General features: G+C 75.2%; 2 protein-coding genes. Both read right to left on the reverse strand.

What is annotated here, in order from left to right; all coding sequences use genetic code 11:
• Positions 1-7268: type I polyketide synthase (locus ACFV04_RS01885; RefSeq protein WP_380526132.1), on the reverse strand; the 7268-nt coding region annotated here is incomplete at its 3' end.
• Between the two features lie 85 nt (positions 7269-7353).
• Positions 7354-19170, reverse strand: coding sequence for an SDR family NAD(P)-dependent oxidoreductase (locus ACFV04_RS01890; protein WP_380526133.1), 11817 nt, complete (start codon positions 19168-19170; stop codon positions 7354-7356).
• Between the last annotated feature and the right edge of the window lie 4 nt (positions 19171-19174).

Genomic DNA, 19174 nt, shown 5'->3' on the forward strand with positions numbered 1-19174 from the left:
CCACGACGCAACGTCCCCAACACCACCGCATCCACACCCGCGGCCTCCACCGACTCCCCCACCGCCACACCCAGCACCGCATGCGGACCGGACTCGACGAAGAACCGGAAACCCTCCCCCAGCAACGCCGCCGTGGCCCGCCCGAACTCCACCGTCTCCCGCAGATTCCGGTACCAGTACTCGGCGTCCAGGACCTCCGTGTCCAACCAACCGCCCGTCACCGTCGAGAAGAACGGCACAGAACCCGAGACAGGAACGATCCCGGCCAGATCGGACAACAACCGCTCACGGACCTCCTCCACATGCACGGAATGCGACGCGTAGTCGACCTCGATCAGACGCGCCCGCACCCCCTCCCCGACCAACGCCTCGACCAGTGCCGCCACCGCGTCCGCGTCACCCGACACCACCGTCGACGACGGACCGTTCACCGCCGCCACCGACAACCGGCCCACACGTTCCCGCACCGCCTCCACCGGCAAGGGAACCGACGCCATCCCGCCACGGCCCGCCAACACCCCCACCGCACGAGAACGCAACGCCACCACCCGCGCCCCGTCCTCCAGACTCAGACCACCCGCCACACACGCCGCCGCGACCTCGCCCTGGGAATGGCCCACCACCGCATCCGGAACCACACCGAACGAACGCCACACCTCCGCCAGCGACACCATCACCGCCCACAACACCGGCTGCACCACATCGACCCGGGCGAGCAACCACTCCGAGCCCAACGCCTCCGCCAACGACCAATCCACATAAGGCGCCAGCGCACGCTCGCACTCCGCCATCCGCCCCGCGAACACAGCCGATTCGGCCAACAACTCCGCGGCCATCCCCACCCACTGCGAACCCTGACCCGGAAACACCAACACCGAACGACCGTCGACCGGGCGACCGCCGTCCCACGCTCCCGAGTCGTCGTCGGCCATCCGGCCCAGCAGGGTGTGGAGTTGGTCCCGGTCCCCGACCAGTGCCTTCCGGTACTCGAAGGCGGTGCGCGTGTGCAGAGCGGATCCGATGTCGCGCGGGTCGACCCCGGGGTTGCCGTCCAGGTGGCGGCGCAGCCGGTCGGCCTGGAGGCGCAGTGCCTGCGGGCTCTTCGCCGACAGCAGCCAGGGCACCGCCGGCAGGGGGGTGCGCTCGGCCGGCGGGCCGTCGTCCTCCAGGGGGGTGTGTTCGAGGATGGTGTGGACGTTGGTGCCGCTCAGGCCGAAGGAGGACACTCCGGCCCGGAAGGGGCGGCCGTGGGACGGCCAGGGCTGCTGCTCGGTCGCGAGGGCCAGCGCTCCGCGCGTCCAGTCGACGTGGCCGGAGGGCCTGCTGACGTGCAGGGTGCGGGGCACCTGCCCGTGCTGCATGGACAGCACCGTCTTGATGACCCCCGCCACACCCGATGCTGCCTGGGCGTGGCCGAGGTTGGACTTGAGGGAGCCGACCAGCAGGGGCCGTCCGGCGGGCCGGTCCTGGCCGTAGGTGGCCAGCAGGGCCTGCGCCTCGATGGGGTCGCCGAGGGTGGTGCCGGTGCCGTGCGCCTCCACCACGTCCACCTCGGACGCCGTCAGGCCCGCGTCCGCGAGCGCCGCCCGGATCACCCGCTGCTGCGACGGACCGTTGGGGGCGGAGAGTCCGTTGCTGGCGCCGTCCTGGTTGACGGCGGAGCCGCGTACCACCGCCAGTACCGGGTGTCCGTTGCGGCGGGCGTCCGACAGCCGCTCCAGCAGCAGGACGCCGACGCCTTCGCCCATGCCCATGCCGTCCGCGTCGTCCGAGAAGGCCTTGCAGCGGCCGTCCTCGGCGAGTCCCCGTTGCCGGGAGAAGCTGATCAGGGCGCCGGGGGTCGCCATCAGGGCGACGCCGCCGACCAGGGCGAGGGAGCAGTCGCCGCCGCGCAGGGCCCGGCCGGCGTAGTGCATGGCGACGAGTGAGGAGGAGCAGGCCGTGTCGATGGTCACGGCGGGGCCTTCGAGACCCAGGGTGTAGGCGACCCGGCCGGATACGACGCTGGGTGCGCTGCCGGTGAGCAGGTGGCCGTCTCCTTCCTCCGACTGGGCGACGACGGCCGCGTAGTCGGCGTAGTTGACGCCGGTGAACACTCCGGTGCGGCTGCCGCGCAGGGCGGCCGGGTCGATGGCGGCGCGTTCGATCGCCTCCCACGTGGTTTCCAGGAGCAGCCGCTGCTGGGGGTCCATGGCCAGGGCTTCGCGCGGCGAGATGCCGAAGAACTCCGCGTCGAAGTCGGCGGCGTCGTGCAGGAAGCCGCCCCGCCGGGTGGTCGAGGTGCCGGGGCGGTCGGGGTCGGGGTCGTAGAGGACTTCGAGGTCCCAGCCGCGGTCGGTGGGGAAGTCCGAGACGGCGTCGCCGCCGTCGGCGAGCAGGCGCCACAGGTCTTCGGGGGTGCCGATGCCGCCGGGGAAGCGGCAGGCCATGGACACGATCGCGACCGGCTCGTCGTCGGGCGCGGGCGGGTGCGCGGCGGCGTCCGGGGCGGCGGGGTCCGGGTCGGCGGCCTGCCGGCCGAGCAGTTCGGCGCGGATCTCCCGGGCGAGCGCGGTGGACGACGGGTGGTCGAAGATCAGCGTGGACGGCAGCCGCAGTCCGGTGGCGGTGTTGAGCCGGTTGCGGAGTTCGACTGCGGTGAGGGAAGCGAAGCCCATGTCCTGGAACGCCGCGCCGGGCCGGATCGCGTCCACCGAGGGATGGCCGAGGACGGCTGCCGCGTGGGTGCGGACCAGGTCGAGCAGCAGGCGGTGCTGTTCGGATTCGGCGAGGGCGGCGAGCCGTTGGCGCAGCAGTGCGGCGGCGGGTGCCTCCGTGTCGCCGGTCGCGGCTTCCAGGGCGCGGCGGGCTTCGGGGATGCCGGTGAGCAGCGGGCTGCGGCGGGTGGAGGTGAAGACGGCGGCGAACTGCTCCCAGTCGACGTCGGCGACGGCGAGTACGGTCTCGTCGTCGTCGAGTGCCTGCTGCAGGGCGTGGACCGCGAGGTCGGGGGCGATCCGGGGCAGGCCGTGCTGCTCCAGGTTGAACAGGTCGGCGTCCGCTCCGGCGATGCGGTCCTGGAAGGGGTTCTCGGCCTGCCAGATGCCCCAGTCGACGGTGGTGGCGGTGAGGCCGCGGGCCCGGCGGTGCTGGGCCAGGGCGTCGAGGTAGGCGTTGGCTGCGGCGTAGGCGCCGTGGTCGCCGCTGCCCCAGACCCCGGCGATCGAGGAGAACAGGACGAAGGCGTCGAGTTCGCGGTCGAGCAGGGCGTCGAGGTGTTCGGCGCCGGCGGCCTTGGCGGCGACGATCTGTTCGAACGCGGACATCGGTGTGCCGTCCAGGGGGGCGAGCGCGACGAACGCGGCCGCGTGGACGACCGCGGTGACCGGGTCGCCCGCCGTGTCCAGGCCGGTGAGCAGTTCCGCCACGGCCTGACGGTCCGCCAGGTCGCAGACGGGCAGGGTCAGTCGTACGCCGAGGGCGGCCAGTTCCGCGGCGAGTTCGGCCGCGCCGGGTGCCTGGGGGCCGCGGCGGCCGGGCAGGACGAGGTGGGTGGCGCCGCTGCGGGCCAGCCAGCGGACGAGGTGCGGGCCGACGGCTCCGGTGCCGCCGGTCAGCAGGACGGTGCCGCGGGGCTTCCAGTGCTTCGTACGGCTGTCGGTCCGGGGGGCGCGCCGGAGGCGGCGGGCCAGCAGGCCGGTGGGGCGCAGGGCGAGCTGGTCCTCGCGGCCGAGGCCGTCCGGGCCGGTGCCGGGGGCCGCCAGGACGGCGGCGAGGCGGGTCCTGGCGCGGGCGTCGAGGTTCGGCGGCAGGTCGATGAGTCCGCCCCAGCGGGCGGACAGTTCCAGCGCGGCCACCAGTCCGGTGCCCCAGACCAGTGCCTGGCGGGGGTGGGTGACCGGGTCGTCCTGGCCCGTGGACACGGCCCCGGCGGTGGCGCACCACAGGGGTGCGGTGAGCGCGAGGTCGCCCAGGGCCTGCACCAGGACGACGGTGAGTGCCGTCCCGGTGGGCAGGGCCGGGTGGTCGGGGTGGGGCCGGTCGTCGGCGGCCAGCAGCGACAGCACGCCCGTCGGGACGCGGTCGCCGAGGGCGGTGGCGAGCGTGTCCGCGAGGTCCGTGCGGCGGACGGCGTCGGCGGTGAGTTCGGCCGTGACGACGGTGGCGCCCGCTTCGGTGAGGGCGAGCAGCGGGCCGCGTACCCGGGCGTCGTCGTGGTGTCCGGCGGGCAGGACGACGAGCCAGGTGCCGGCGGCGGGGGTGGCGGCCGGCGGGTCGGGCAGGGGCTGCCAGCCGATGCGGTAGCGCCAGGAGTCGATGACGCTCTCGTCGCGCCGCTGTTTGCGCCAGCCCCGCAGGGCGGGCAGGACAGGGGCGAGGGCGTCCTCGTCGACGGCGAGGTGGGCGGCGATCTCGGCCGGGGCGTCGTGGTCGACCATGTGCCAGAAGGCCGTGTCGTGCGGGTCGGCGGCGGCCGGTCCGGTGCCGGGCGCCGCCTCCGGCTCCGGTTCCAGCCAGTAGCGCCGCAGCTGGAAGGGGTATCCGGGCAGGGCGGTCGGGCGGGCGCCGGTGCCGGCGTACACCGCGGACCAGTCGACGGCCGCGCCGGCCACCCACAGTTCGGCGGCCGAGCGCAGGGCCCGGCGCAGTCCGCCCTCGTCGCGGCGCAGGGTGCCGACGACCACGGGCGGCTCCTCGGCGCCGGTGGCCTCGGCGGTGTCCTGGAGGGCCATGGTCAGCACCGGGTGCGGCGACACCTCGACGAAGACCTCGTGGCCCTGTTCGATCAGGGAGCGGACGGCGGCATCGAAGCGGACGGTCCCGCGGAGGTTGCGGTACCAGTAGTCGGCGTCCATGACCGTGGTGTCGAGCCGGTCGCCGGTGACGGTGGAGAACAGCGGAATCCGGGCCGGGAGCGGGCGTACGCCGGCCAGCGCGGCCAGCACCTCGGACCTGATCCCTTCGACCTGGGCCGAGTGCGAGGCGTAGTCCACGGGTACGGACCGGGCCCGTACGCCCTGTGCGGCGCAGTGGGCGAGCAGTTCGGCCAGGGCCTGGGTCCCGCCCGAGACCACCACGGCGGCGGGCCCGTTGACGGCGGCCACCGACAGCTTCTCGGCCCAGGGGGCGATCTCGGCGCGGACCCGGTCCTCGGGCAGGGACACCGCGACCATGCCGCCGCGTCCGGCCAGCGCCCGGATGGCCCGGCTGCGCAGGGCGACGACCTTCGCCCCGTCCTCCAGGCTCAGCGCTCCCGCCACCACGGCGGCGGCGATCTCGCCCTGGCTGTGCCCGACCACGGCGTCGGGTCGGACGCCCCAGGACTCCCAGTGCGCGGCCAGTGACACCATCACCGCCCACAGCACCGGCTGCACCACGTCCACCCGTTCCAGGGAGGGTGCCCCGGGCGCGCCCTCCAGGACGGCGGGGAGCCGCCAGTCGACATGGGCGGAGAGGGCGGCGTCGCAGGCGGCGAGGCGGTCCCGGAAGGCGGGGCTGGTGGCGAGCAGGTCCTGTGCCATGCCGGCCCACTGGGAGCCCTGGCCGGGGAACACCAGGGCCGTCCGGCCCTCGACGGCCCGGCCGGTGCCCGCGACGACATCGGCGGGCGTGGCCGGGGCGGTGGAGAGGTCCGTGCCCGGCCCGGGCAGGGCGGCGAGGCCGTCCAGCAGTGCGGGGCGCCCGTCGCCGATCACCACGGCCCGGTGGTCGAAAGCGGACCGGGTGGTCGCCAGCGAGAATCCGATGTCGGCCGCCCGTGCGGGCGCGTCCGTGGCGAGCCGGGCGCGCAGCCGGGCCGCCTGGTCCCCGAGCGCGGACGCGGTGCGGCCGGACAGCACCCAGGGCAGCACGGCCCCGGGCGCGCCCGCCCCGGCTGCGGTGTCCGGGCCGTCGGTCGCTGCTTCCGGTCCGTCGGCCTGTTCCGGCTCCGGTGCCTGTTCGAGGACGACGTGCGCATTGGTGCCGCTCATGCCGAACGAGGACACCCCGGCCCGGCGCGGCCGGTCGACGGCGGGCCAGTCGCGGGCCTCGGTGAGGAGTTCGACGGCGCCCGAGGACCAGTCGGCGTGCGGGGTGGGCGCGTCCACGTGCAGGGTGCGGGGCAGGACGCCGTGCCGCAGCGCGAGCACCGTCTTGATGACCCCGGCGACCCCGGCGGCGGCCTGGGTGTGCCCGATGTTCGCCTTCAGCGACCCCAGCCACAACGGACGCCCGGCGGGCCGGTCCTGACCGTAGGTGGCCAGCAGCGCGTCGGCCTCGATCGGGTCGCCGAGGGTGGTACCGGTGCCGTGCGCCTCCACCGCGTCCACGTCGGACGCCGTCAGCCCCGCATCCGCGAGCGCCGCCCGGATCACCCGCTGCTGGGAGGGTCCGTTGGGGGCGGTCAGGCCGTTGCTGGCACCGTCCTGGTTGATCGCCGAACCGCGCAGCACGGCCAGCACCGGGTGGCCGTTGCGGCGCGCGTCCGACAGCCGCTCCAGCAGCAGCATTCCCACGCCCTCGCCCCAGCCGGTGCCGTCCGCGGCCGCCGCGAACGGCTTGCAGCGGCCGTCGGCGGACATCGCGCCCTGCCGGCTGAACTCGACGAACACCGCCGGCAGCGCCATCACGCTGACCCCACCGGCGAGCGCGAGCGAGCACTCACCGGCCCGCAGGGCGCGCGCCGCGAGGTGCAGCGCCACCAGCGAGGCCGAACAGGCGGTGTCCACGGTGACGGCGGGGCCTTCGAGACCGAGCGCGTAGGACACCCGCCCGGACATCACGCTCATCGAGTTCCCCGTCATCAGGAAACCCTGGACGGCTTCGGCGGCGCCGGAGCCCAGCGTCGCGTACCCCTGGTCGATGGCTGCGGCGAACACCCCGGTACGGCTGCCCCGCAGGGTGAGCGGGTCGATGCCGGCCTGCTCGACGGCCTCCCAGGACGCCATCAGCAGAAGCCGCTGCTGCGGGTCCATCGCGACCGCCTCGCGGGGCGAGATGCCGAAGAACTCCGGGTCGAAGTCCGCCGCGCCGTCCAGGAACGCCCCCCGCCCGGGGACGGTGCCGCCGGACGGCCAGGCGGTCTCCCAGCCCCGGTCGTCGGGGACGGGCCCGATGGTGTCGCGGCCTTCGGCGAGCAGTTCCCACAGGTCCTCGGGGGTGCGGACGCCGCCGGGGAAGCGGCAGCTCATCGCCACGATCGCGATCGGCTCGCTCGTGCGGGCCTCGGCCTCCCGGAGCCGCTGCCGGGTGTCCCGCAGGTCGATGGTCACCCGGTTGAGGTAGTCGCGCATCCTCTGGTCGCTCACTGGACACCGCTGCTTTCGTCTCGGGCTGCTCGGGTCTCGTCTCGGGCTGCGCGGGGTGCGCGGGGTCCGCGGACCGGTGCCCTGGTCATGCGGATCCCAACTGCCGGTCGATGTAGTCGAACACCTCGTCGTCGCTGGCCGCCTCGATCAGGTCGGGGGCAAGGTCGTCCGCGTCGCCCGTGGGGCGGGCGGTGGTGGCCGGTGTCCCGCCGGGCAGCGGGCGGGACAGCACGTCCCGTATCCGGGCGGCGAGTTCGTCGCTGACGCCGTCCGGCGGCAGGGCGTCGAGCAGGGTCTCCAGGGTGTCGAGCCCGGCCCGGACCGCCGCGTCGCCCGTCGGGCGGGCGGCGGTGGCCCGCTCGGCGAGGTGGCGTGCCAGTGCCTCCGGGGTGGGGTGGTCGAAGACGAGCGCGGCCGGCAGCCGCAGCCCGGTCGAGGACACCAGCCGGTTGCGCAGTTCGACCCCGGTGAGGGAGTCGAAGCCGACGTCCTTGAACGGGCGGGCCGGGCGGATCAGGTTCGGCGAGGTGTGGCCGAGCACCGCCGCGGCGTTGCCGCGCACCAGGTCGAGCAGGGTCCGGTACAGCTCGGCCTCGGGCAGCTCGGCGAGCTGCCGCGCCATCGAGCGGGCCGGCGCCGCGGCGGAGGCGGAACCGGTACGGGCGGGGCGGACCAGGCCGCGGAGCACAGCGGGCAGTCGGTCGTCCGCCCGCAGCACGGACGGGGCGATCCTGGCCGCGAGCCGGTAGGCGTACGGGGAGTCCAGTGCCGCGTCGAACAGGGCGAGGCCCTCCGCCGAGGTCAGCGCGCCCGCCCCGACGCCCCGGCCCGCGGTGACCGCGGCGGTCATCCCGCTGCGCTCCTCCCACAGGCCCCAGCCGATGGACAGGCCGGGCAGCCCCTCGGCCCGGCGTTCGGCGGCGAGGGCGTCGAGGACCGCGTTGGCGGCGGCGTAGTTCGCCTGCCCGGCCGCGCCGAACTGGGCGGTGCCCGAGGAGAACAGGACCAGCGCCGAGAGGTCGAGGTCCCGGGTGAGTTCGTGCAGGGCCAGCGCCGCGTCCGCCTTGGGCCGCAGGACGCGGTCGAGCCGGTCCGGTGTCAGCCCCGCGATCGTGGCGTCGTCCAGGACACCGGCCGCGTGGACGACGGCGGTGAGCGGGTGCGCGGCGGGCACCGACCCGAGCAGGGCGGCGAGCGCGGCGCGGTCGGCGACGTCGCAGGCTGCGACGGTCACCGACGCCCCGAGCCCGGTCAGTTCCCGTACCAGCTCCGGCATTCCGTCGGCGGATCCGCCCCGGCGGCCCGCCAGCAGCAGGTGCCGGGTGCCGTGCGCGACGACCAGGTGCCGGGCCAGGAGCCGTCCCAGGGTGCCGGTGGCCCCGGTGACCAGGACAGTCCCTTCGGGGTCCGGCGGAGCGGGCAGCAGCAGGACGTTCTTGCCGGTGCCCCGGGCCTGGCTGAGCGAGCGCAGGGCGGCCGGGGCCTGCCGGACGTCCCAGCCGGTGACGGGCAGAGGACGCAGCACTCCCTGCCGGAACAGGTCCAGGACGTCGGCGAGCATCTCGCCGATGCGCTCCGGACCGGCTTCCATCAGGTCGAACGCCCGGTAGCGCACCCCGGGGTGCTGCCGGGCGACCGTCTCGGGGTCGCGGACGTCGGTCTTGCCCATCTCCACGAACCGGCCGCCGTTCGGCAGCAGCCGCAGACCGGCGTCGACGAACTCCCGCGCCAGGCTGTCGAGTACGACGTCGACGCCCCGCCCGCCGGTGGCCGTCAGGAACGTCTCGGCGAAGTCGGTGGTACGGGTCGAGGCGATGTGCGCGGCGTCCAGTCCGCCGGCCCGCAGGACGTCCCACTTGGCGGGAGAGGCGGTCGCGAACACCCGCGCACCGGCGTGCCGGGCGAGTTGCACCGCCGCCATGCCGACACCGCCGGCCGCGGCGTGGACCAGGACCGATTCCCCGCGCCGCAGTCCGCCGAGATCGAACAGACCGTAGTAGGCGGTGAGGAACACCACCGGCACGGATGCGGCGCGGGCGAAGGACCAGCCCGCCGGCATCCGGGCGACGGTACGGCGGTCGGCGACGGCGGTCGGGCCGAACGCGCCCCCGAAGATCCCCATCACCCGGTCCCCGGGTACCAGGTCGTCCACACCCGGGCCCACCTCGATGACGGTTCCTGCGCCCTCGCTGCCCAGGCCCTGCTGTTCGGGGTCGGGGTCCAGGCCGAGCGCGGCGATGACGTCGTGGAAGTTCAGCCCGGCGGCGCGCACCGCGATCCGTACCTCACCCTTGCCCAGCGGGGCGAGGGCCGCAGGCGCGGGCTCCGCCACGATGTCCTCCACGGAGCCCCGGCCGTCGGTGGTGAGCCGCCAGGCGGCGCCGTCCGGCAGGGACAGCGTGCCGTCCGGCCGTCCGCCGCGGACCAGCCGCGGCAGCAGCGGCGGGCCGGTCCGCAGCGCCAGCTCGGGTTCCCCGGCGGCGAGCGCCGCAGGCAGGGCGTCAGCCGGCTCGCCGGTCCCGGCCGCGTCGATGAGGACGAAGCGCCCGGGGTGCTCGGCCCGCGCGCTGCGCACCAGGCCCCACAGGGCGGCCTGGGCGGGATCGACGGGATGGTCGACCGGTCCGGTACGGACCGCGTCCCTGGTGAGCAGGGCCAGCCTGGCCGCAGCGAACCGCTCGTCGGCCAGCCACTGCTGTACGAGGGCGAGGCCCTGGTGTGCGGTGGCGCGGACCCGGTCGGCGGGGTGGGGCAGGTCGGCGGTGGCGACGGCCGCCACGATCACCTCGGGGAGGGCGGCGCCCGCTTCGAGAGCGGCCCCCAGGGCGTCGATGTCCTGCCATGACACCGCGCCGGGGACGGCACCGCCGAGGGCGGCCCAGGCGGGCACGGCGGTGTCGGCCGGGTCGGTGGCCGGGGTCCAGTCGAGGCGGTACAGCAGGTCGGCGTGGGCGGTCGCGGAGAGCGGCCCGCCGGCGGCCGGAGGCCGCAGCAGCAGGGCCTCCACGTCGAGCACCTGCCGTCCGGACAGGTCGTGGGCGTGCAGGGTCACGGTGTCCGGCGCGTCGGTGGCGAGCCGCACGCGCAGCGTGGTGGCCCCGGTGATCCCGCTGGTCACGCCGTTCCAGCTGAAGGGCAGCCGGGCCCGGCCGTCCTGGTCGGGCAGCAGTGCGGCGATCTGGAGGGCCGCGTCCAGCAGCGCGGGGTGCAGCACGCATCCGGCGGCGTCGGCGTGCTGCGGCTCCGGCAGCACCACCTCGGCGAACACCTCGCCGCCGCGGAGCCACGCGGCACCGATGCCGCGGAACGCGGGGCCGTAGTGGTAGCCGGCCTCGGCGAAGCGCTCGTAGAGGTCGCCGGTGTCCACGGGTTCGGCACCGGACGGCGGCCAGCTCAGCAGACCGGCCGGGGCTCCGGCCGGGTCCCCGGCGGGCCGGGGTACCAGGGTGCCGGTGGCGTGCTCGGTCCAGGGCGCGGCGGCGTCCCGTGCCGTACGGGCGAACACGCCGAGCCTGCGCCGACCGTCGCCGTCGGGTGCGGCGACCCGGAGCTGTAGGTGGACGGCTCCCTCCTCCGGGAGCACGAGCGCCGATCCGAGGGTGAGTTCCTCGACCACCGGGCAGTCCGCCTCGGCCCCGGCGCGCATCGCGAGTTCGAGAAACGCCGTGCCGGGGAAGAGGACGACGCCCGACACCGCGTGGTCGGCGAGCCAGGGGTGGGTACGCAGCGAGATCCGGCCGCTGAGCAGCAACTCATCGGAGTCCGCGACCTGCGTCGCCGCGCCGAGCAGCGGGTGCCCGGTCGTGGCGAGACCCGCCGAGGCGACGTCCCAGCTCGTGGTCGGAACGTCGAGCCAGTAGCGGCTGCGCTGGAAGGCGTACGTCGGCAGGTCCACCCGCCGCGCCCCCGGGAACGCACCCGACCAGTCCACCCCCAACCCGCGCTCCCACCCGCGGCCCACCGCACGCAACACCTGCGCCAGACCGCCCTCCCCACGACGCAACGTCCCCAACACCACCGCATCCACACCCGCGGCCTCCACCGACTCCCCCACCGCCACACCCAGCACCGCATGCGGACCGGACTCCACGAAGAACCGGAAACCCTCCCCCAGCAACGCCGCCGTGGCCCGCCCGAACTCCACCGTCTCCCGCAGATTCCGGTACCAGTACTCGGCGTCCAGGACCTCCGTGTCCAACCAACCGCCCGTCACCGTCGAGAAGAACGGCACCGAACCCGAGACAGGAACGATCCCGGCCAGATCGGACAACAACCGCTCACGGACCTCCTCCACATGCACGGAGTGCGACGCGTAGTCGACCTCGATCAGACGCGCCCGCACCCCCTCCCCGACCAAGGCCTCGACCAGTGCCGCCACCGCGTCCGCGTCACCCGACACCACCGTCGACGACGGACCGTTCACCGCCGCCACCGACAACCGGCCCACACGTTCCCGCACCGCCTCCACCGGAAGAGGCACCGACGCCATCCCGCCACGGCCCGCCAACGCACCCACCGCACGGGAACGCAACGCCACCACCCGGGCCCCGTCCTCCAGACTCAGACCACCCGCCACACACGCCGCCGCGACCTCGCCCTGGGAATGGCCCACCACCGCATCCGGAACCACACCGAACGAACGCCACACCTCCGCCAGCGACACCATCACCGCCCACAACACCGGCTGCACCACATCGACCCGGGCGAGCAACCGCTCCGAGCCCAGCGCCTCCGCCAACGACCAATCCACATAAGGCGCCAGCGCCCGCTCGCACTCCGCCATCCGCCCCGCGAACACAGCCGATTCGGCCAACAACTCCGCAGCCATCCCCACCCACTGCGAACCCTGACCCGGGAACACCAACACCGAACGACCGGAAACCAACCCGCCGCCGGCCACCGCAGCGCCCTGCGACAGCGCGGTCAGGTGCTCGGCGAGGTTCTCCTCCGTGCCCACCAGCACCGCGCGGTGTGCCAGCGCGCTGCGGCCCGTGGCCAGGGAGAAGGCCACGTCCGTAGCGCGGACGCCCGAACCGTCGCCGATCCGGGCCGACAGCGCGGCGGCCTGGGCGCGCAGCGCCTCCGGAGTGCGCGCCGAGAGGAGCAGGGGGACGGCGGCGGGTGCGGTCTCCGGTGTCCCGGGCCGGTCGACGAGCGTGTCCGCGGAAGCTGTCGGGTCGTCCGGGGCCTGTTCGAGGATGACGTGGGCGTTGGTGCCGCTGACGCCGAAGGAGGACACGCCGGCCCGCCGCGGGCGGCCCGTGTCGTCCCACGTACGGGCCTCCGTCAGCAGTCGGCCGGCTCCCGTCGACCAGTCCACCTCGGGCGTCGGCCCGTCCACGTGCAGTGTCTTGGGCATCACGCCGTGCCGCAGGGCGAGCACCGACTTGATGACCCCCGCCACACCGGCGGCAGCCGAGGCGTGGCCGATGTTGGACTTCAGCGAGCCGATCCACACCGGACGGTCCGCCGGACGGTCCTGCCCGTACGTGGCCAGCAGGGCCTGCGCCTCGATCGGGTCGCCCAGCCGCGTCCCCGTGCCGTGCGCCTCCACCACGTCCACCGCGGACGCCGGCAGCCTCGCGTCCGCGAGCGCCGCCCGGATCACCCGCTGCTGCGACGGGCCGTTCGGCGCCGTCAGGCCGTTGCTCGCACCGTCCTGGTTCACCGCCGAGCCACGGATCACCGCCAGCACCGGATGCCCGTTGTGCCGCGCGTCCGACAGGCGCTCCACCAGCAGCATGCCGACGCCCTCGCCGAAGGCGGTGCCGTCGGCTGCCGCGGCGAAGGACTTGCAGCGGCCGTCCGGGGCGAGTCCGCCCTGTCGGCTGAACTCGACGAACAGTTCGGGGCTGCACATCACGTTGACCCCGCCGGCAAGTGCCAGCGAGCATTCGCCGGACCGCAGCGCCCGTACCGCGAGGTGCAGGGCCACCAGCGAGGACGAGCACGCCGTGTCGACGGTGACCGCGGGGCCTTCCAAGCCGAAGAAGTAGGCCAGGCGTCCGGAGACGATGCTGCCCGAGTTGCCGGTGCCGAGGAATCCTTCGACGTCCTCGGGGATGTAGGGCAGCAGCCGGGCGGCGTAGTCCTGCTGCATCAGGCCGACGTACGTGCCGACGGGGGCGCCGCGCAGGGCGGCCGGGTCGATGGCCGCGCGCTCGAAGAGTTCCCAGGTGGTCTCCAGCAGCAGCCGCTGCTGCGGGTCCATGGCCAGGGCCTCGCGCGGCGAGATGCCGAAGAACTCCGCGTCGAAGTCGGCGGCGTCGTACAGGAAGCCGCCGTCGCGGGTGATGGAGGTGCCGATGCGGTCGGGATCGGGGTCGTAGAGGGCTTCGACGTCCCAACCGCGGTCGGTGGGGAACCCGGAGACGCCGTCGCGGCCCTCGGACAGCATCCGCCACAGGTCCTCGGGTGAGCGGACGCCGCCGGGGAGGCGGCAGGCCGCGGCGACGATCGCGATCCGGTCGTCGTCCGCGTCCCGGTTCCGGTCGGCCGGCCCCGCGGGTACGGCGGGCAGGGCGGCGGCGGCCGTTTCCGGGTCCGTGAGCCCGGTGCCCAGGAAGTCCGCGAGCGCCGCCGGGGTCGGGTGGTCGAACACCAGGCTGGCGGGGAGCCGCAGGCCGGTGGCGGCGTTCAGGCGGTTGCGCAGTTCCACCGAGGCCAGCGAGTCGAATCCCAGTTCGCGGAAGGCCCGTCCGGCGTCGACGGTGTCCGGGGAGGCGTGGCCGAGGACTACTGCCGCGTGGGTGCGGACGAGTTCGACGAGCAGCCGGGTCCGCCCGGTGCCGTCGAGGGCCGCGAGGCGCCGGCGCAGGGCGTTGTCGTCGGCCCTCGCCTCCGCGGCCGTGGCCGCCCGGCGCGGCGGTGTGCGCACCAGGCCGCGCAGCAGCGGCGGCAGGGTGCCGTCCGCCGCCGCGGACCGCAGGGCCGCGGCGTCGAGGCGCATCGGGACCAGGGCGGCCCGGTCCACGGTGAGGGCGGTGTCGAGGAGCGCGAGTCCTCGCTCGGTGGAGAGTGGCGGCATCCCGGACCGGGCGAGGCGTCGTACGTCGTCCTCGTCCAGGTGTCCGGTGAGGGCGCTGGGCTGCTCCCACAGGGTCCAGGCCAGGGACTGGCCGGCCAGCCCTGCCGCCCGGCGCTGAGTGGCCAGGGCGTCGAGGAAGGCGTTGGCGGCGGCGTAGTTGGCCTGTCCGGGGCCGCCGAAGGTGCCCGCGGCCGAGGAGAAGAGCACGAAGTGCGTGAGGTCGAGGTCGCGGGTCAGTTCGTGCAGGTGGAGGGCGGCGTCGACCTTGGGGCGCAGCACGGCGTCCACCCGTTCGGGGGTGAGTGCGGTGACGACGCCGTCGTCGAGGGTGCCCGCGGTGTGGACCACGGCGGCCAGCGGGTGCGCGGGCGGCAGGTCCGCGAGTACGGCGGCCAGGCCGACCCGGTCGGCGGCGTCGCAGGCGACGATGGCGGTCTCGGCTCCCAGCGCGGCGAGTTCGGCCCGCAGTTCTTCGGCTCCGGCAGCGGCCGGGCCGCCGCGGGAGAGCAGCAGCAGGTGCCGGACGCCGTGCCCGGTGACCAGCCGGCGGGCGACATGGGAGCCGAGCAGGCCGGTGCCGCCGGTGATGAGGACCGTGCCGTCCGGGTCGAAGGCCCGGAGGGGCCCTGCCGCGTCGTCCGAGAGGTCCGGGTCGTTCCTGAGGACTCGGACCAGCCGGGGTACGCGGACGTCGTCGCCGCGGACCGCGGACTGCGGTTCTCCCGAGGCGAGGGCCGCGGCGACGCCCGCAGAGGTGCCGTGCTCGTCGTCGGCGTCGAGGTCGAGCAGGGCGAAGCGCCCGGGGTGTTCGGACCGGGCCGAGCGGACCAGGCCCCAGAGCGCGCTGTGCGCGGGGTTGCGTACGTCCTCCCCCTCCCCGGCGCCGACCGCGCCCCGGGTGGCGAACACCAGGCGCGAGCCGGCGAAGCGGTCGTCGGCGAGCCAGGTCCGGACGTCGGCGAGGGCCTGGTGGACGGCCGCGCGGACGGCCGCGGCCGGTCCGGCCGTGGCTGCGGGCTCCGCGCAGGCGAGCAGGACCGTTTCGGGCACCGGGGCTCCGGCGTCGACAGCGGCCACCAGGGTGGCCAGATCCGCGGTGCGGTGGACCGGTGCGGCACTGCCGCGCGGGGGTGCGGTGACCCACTCCGTCGCGTAGAGGTCCTGGTGGTGGCGGCCGTGGGGGGCGCGGTCGGCGCCGAGGCCGACGGTGCCCGCGGGCCGCAGGACCAGCGCGTCCACGGTCGCGACGGGGGCGCCGGTCGCGTCGGCGACGGCGAGCGTCACCGCGTCGGGTCCGGCCGGGGCGAGCCGGATGCGGATCGCGTCGGCACCGGCGGCATGCAGGGTCACGCCGCTCCAGGAGAACGGCAGCCGTCCCTCGGGGTGGGCGTCCGCGCCAGGGGTGCCCGGCACGCCGGTGGCGTGCAGGGCCGCGTCCAGCAGGGCCGGGTGCAGGCCGAAGCGGGCGGCGTCGGGTGCGAGCCCGGCGGGCACGACGGCCTCCGCGAACAACTCGTCGCCGCGCTGCCAGGCCGCGTGCAGGCCCTGGAAGGCGGGACCGTAGGCGAATCCGCCCGCCGCGAAGCGGTCGTACAGACCGTCGAGGGCGAGGGGTTCGGCGCCGGGCGGCGGCCAGGGCATCGGCCCGTCGGCCTCGGCGCCTTCCGCGCCAACCTGGGCCAGGACGCCTTCGGCGTGCCTGGTCCACTCGTCGTCGAGGGCACCGTCGAGGTCGCCGTCGGCGGGTGTGTCCGGCCGGGAGTGCAGGCTGAGCGGGCGGTGGCCCAGGGAGTCGGGGGCACCCACGGTGAGGCGCAGCACGGTGCCGCCGTGTTCGGGCAGCACCAGGGGGGCTTCGAGGGTGAATTCCTCGACCCGGGGGCAGCCGACGCGGGCTCCGGCCTGGAGCGCGAGTTCCAGGAAGGCGGTGCCCGGGAGCAGTGCCCGGCCGCCGACGGCGTGGTCGGCGAGCCACGGGTGGGTGCGGGCCGACAGGCGGCCGGTGAGGAGCAGACCGTCGCCGTCGGCGAGGACCACGACGGCGCCCAGGAGCGGATGGTCCGCGGGGGTCAGTCCGGCGGAGGTGACGTCGGCGACGGGTGCGGCGCCGTCCTCCAGCCAGTACGGGTCGCGCTGGAAGGCGTAGGTGGGCAGTTCCACCCGTCCGGGGCGGCGGTCGGCGAAGACGGTGTCCCAGTCCGGGGAGACTCCGCGCAGGTGGAGTTCGGCCAGGGACTCGGTGAACCGGCGCGGGCCGCCCTCGTCGCGGCGCAGGGTGCCCACGGCGGTGGCGTCGGCGCCCGCGTCCTCGGCGGTCTCCAGGGCTCCGACGGTGAGGACGGGGTGCGGGCTGCTCTCCAGGAGGACGTGGTAGCCGTCGGCGAGCAGGGCGCGGGTCGCCTGTTCGAAGCGGACGGTCCCGCGGAGGTTGCGGTACCAGTAGTCGGCATCCAGAGCGGTGGTGTCCTCCAGCAGGCCGCCGCTGAGGGTGGAGTAGAAGGGGATGGCGGACGGGCGGGGGGTCAGTCCGTCGAGCCGGGCGAGCAGTTCGGTGCGGATGTCCTCGACGTGGGCGCTGTGCGAGGCGTAGTCGACGGGGATGCGCCGACTGCGGACGTCCAGGGCCGTCGTCCGGTCGAGGAACGCGTCGAGCGCGTCGGTGTCGCCGGAGATCACGGTGGAGGCGGGTCCGTTGACGGCGGCGACGGAGAGCCGGCCGGCCCAGGGGGCGAGGTGTTCGGCGACCTGTTCGGCGGGCAGCGCCACCGAGGCCATGCCGCCGCGGCCGGACAGCGCCCGGATGGCGCGGCTGCGCAGGGCGACGACCTTCGCCCCGTCCTCCAGGCTCAGCGCTCCCGCCACCACGGCGGCGGCGATCTCGCCCTGGGAGTGGCCGATGACCGCGCCGGGGGTGATGCCGTGGGAGCGCCACAGTTCGGCCAGGGAGACCATGACGGCCCACAGCGCCGGCTGCACCACGTCGACGCGGTCGGCCGGCGGGGTGCCGGGGGCGCCGCGCAGGACGGCGTCCAGGGACCAGTCGACGAAGGGGGTGAGGGCGCGTTCGCAGTCCGCGATGCGGGCGGCGAAGACGGGGGCGGAGTCGAGGAGTTCGACGGCCATGCCGGCCCATTGGGAGCCCTGTCCGGGGAACACCAGGGCGACTTCGCCGCCGGTTCCGGCGGTGCCGAGGACCAGGCCGGGGACGGTGCGGCCGGCCGCCAGGGCGTCGAGGCCGGCCCGGAACTCGTCGGGGTGGGCGCCGATCAGGACCGCCCGGTGCTCGTGCGCGGCGCGGGTCGTCGCGAGGGCGTGGCCGACCTCGGCCGGGCCGGGGCCGGGGTGGGCGTCGAGGTGGTCGCGGAGCCGTGCGGCCTGGGCGCGCAGCGCTTCGGCGGTGCGTCCGGAGAGCACCCAGGGGAGGACGGCGGGGGCGGCGGGTTCGTCCGCTTGTTCCAGGACGGGTTCGTCGGCCTGTTCCGGGACGGGTTCGTCCGCCTGTTCCAGGACGACGTGTCCGTTGGTGCCGCTGACGCCGAAGGAGGACACCGCGGCCCGGCGGGGCCGTCCGGTCTCGGGCCAGGGGGTGTTCGCGGTGACCAGGCGTACCGCGCCCGCGGTCCAGTCGATCTGCGGGGACGGGTCCTGCGCGTGCAGGGTGGGCGGGACGGTGCCGTGCCGCATGGCGAGGACGGTCTTGATGACGCCGCCGACGCCGGCCGCCGCCTGGGTGTGCCCGATGTTGGACTTCAGCGAGCCGAGCAGCAGCGGCTGACCGTCCGCGCGGTTCTGCCCGTAGGTGGCCAGCAGGGCCTGGGCCTCGATCGGGTCGCCCAGCGGGGTGCCGGTGCCGTGCGCCTCGACCACGTCCACGTCGGCGGGGGTGAGTCCGGCGTTGGCCAGGGCGTGGCGGATGACGCGCTGCTGGGCGGGGCCGTTGGGGGCGGTGAGCCTGCTGCTGGCGCCGTCCTGGTTGACGGCGGTGCCGCGGATCAGGGCGAGGACCGGGTGGCCGTTGCGCCGGGCGTCGGAGAGGCGCTCCAGGAGGAGCATGCCGACGCCCTCGCCCCAGCCGGTGCCGTCGGCGGCGGCGGCGAAGGACTTGCAGCGGCCGTCCCGGGCCAGGCCGCCCTGGCGGCTCATCTCCACGAACGGGACGGGTGTCGACATGACCATCGCGCCCCCGGCCAGGGCCAGGGTGCAGTCGCCGGCCCGCAGGGCCTGGGCGGCGAGGTGGATGGCGACCAGCGAGGAGGAGCAGGCGGTGTCGATGCTGACCGCCGGGCCCTCCAGACCGAAGGTGTAGGCGACGCGGCCCGAGGCGACGCTGTCGGAGCTGCCGCTGCCGACGTAGCCGGCCACGTCGTCGGGTACCTGGCGCAGCCGTACCGCGTAGTCCTGGTACATCACCCCGGCGAAGACGCCGGTCCTGCTGCCCCGCAGGGTCGCGGGATCGATGCCGGCCCGTTCGAACGCCTCCCAGGTGGTCTCCAGGAGGAGCCGCTGCTGTGGGTCCATCGCGAGCGCTTCGCGCGGGGAGATCCCGAAGAATCCGGGGTCGAAGTGCCCGACGTCGTCGAGGAAGCCGCCCAGGGCGGTGTGGCTGGTGCCCTCGCGCAGTTGTTCCGGGTCGTCCAGGTGGTCCAGGTCCCAGCCCCGGTCGCCGGGGAAGCCGGTGATGGCATCGGTGCCGTCGGTGACCAGGCGCCACAGGTCCTCGGGGGACCGTACGCCGCCGGGGTAGCGGCAGCTCATCGCGACGACCGCGATCGGTTCGCGGCCCGCTTCCTCGGCCTCGGTCAGGCGCCGGCGGGTGTGGTGCAGATCCGCCGTCACCCGCTTGAGGTAGTCCCTCAGCTTGTCGTCGTTCACCATCGGG

It is taken from the genome of Kitasatospora sp. NPDC059599 (genome assembly GCF_042735125.1).
In the GTDB taxonomy this organism is placed as follows: domain Bacteria; phylum Actinomycetota; class Actinomycetes; order Streptomycetales; family Streptomycetaceae; genus Kitasatospora.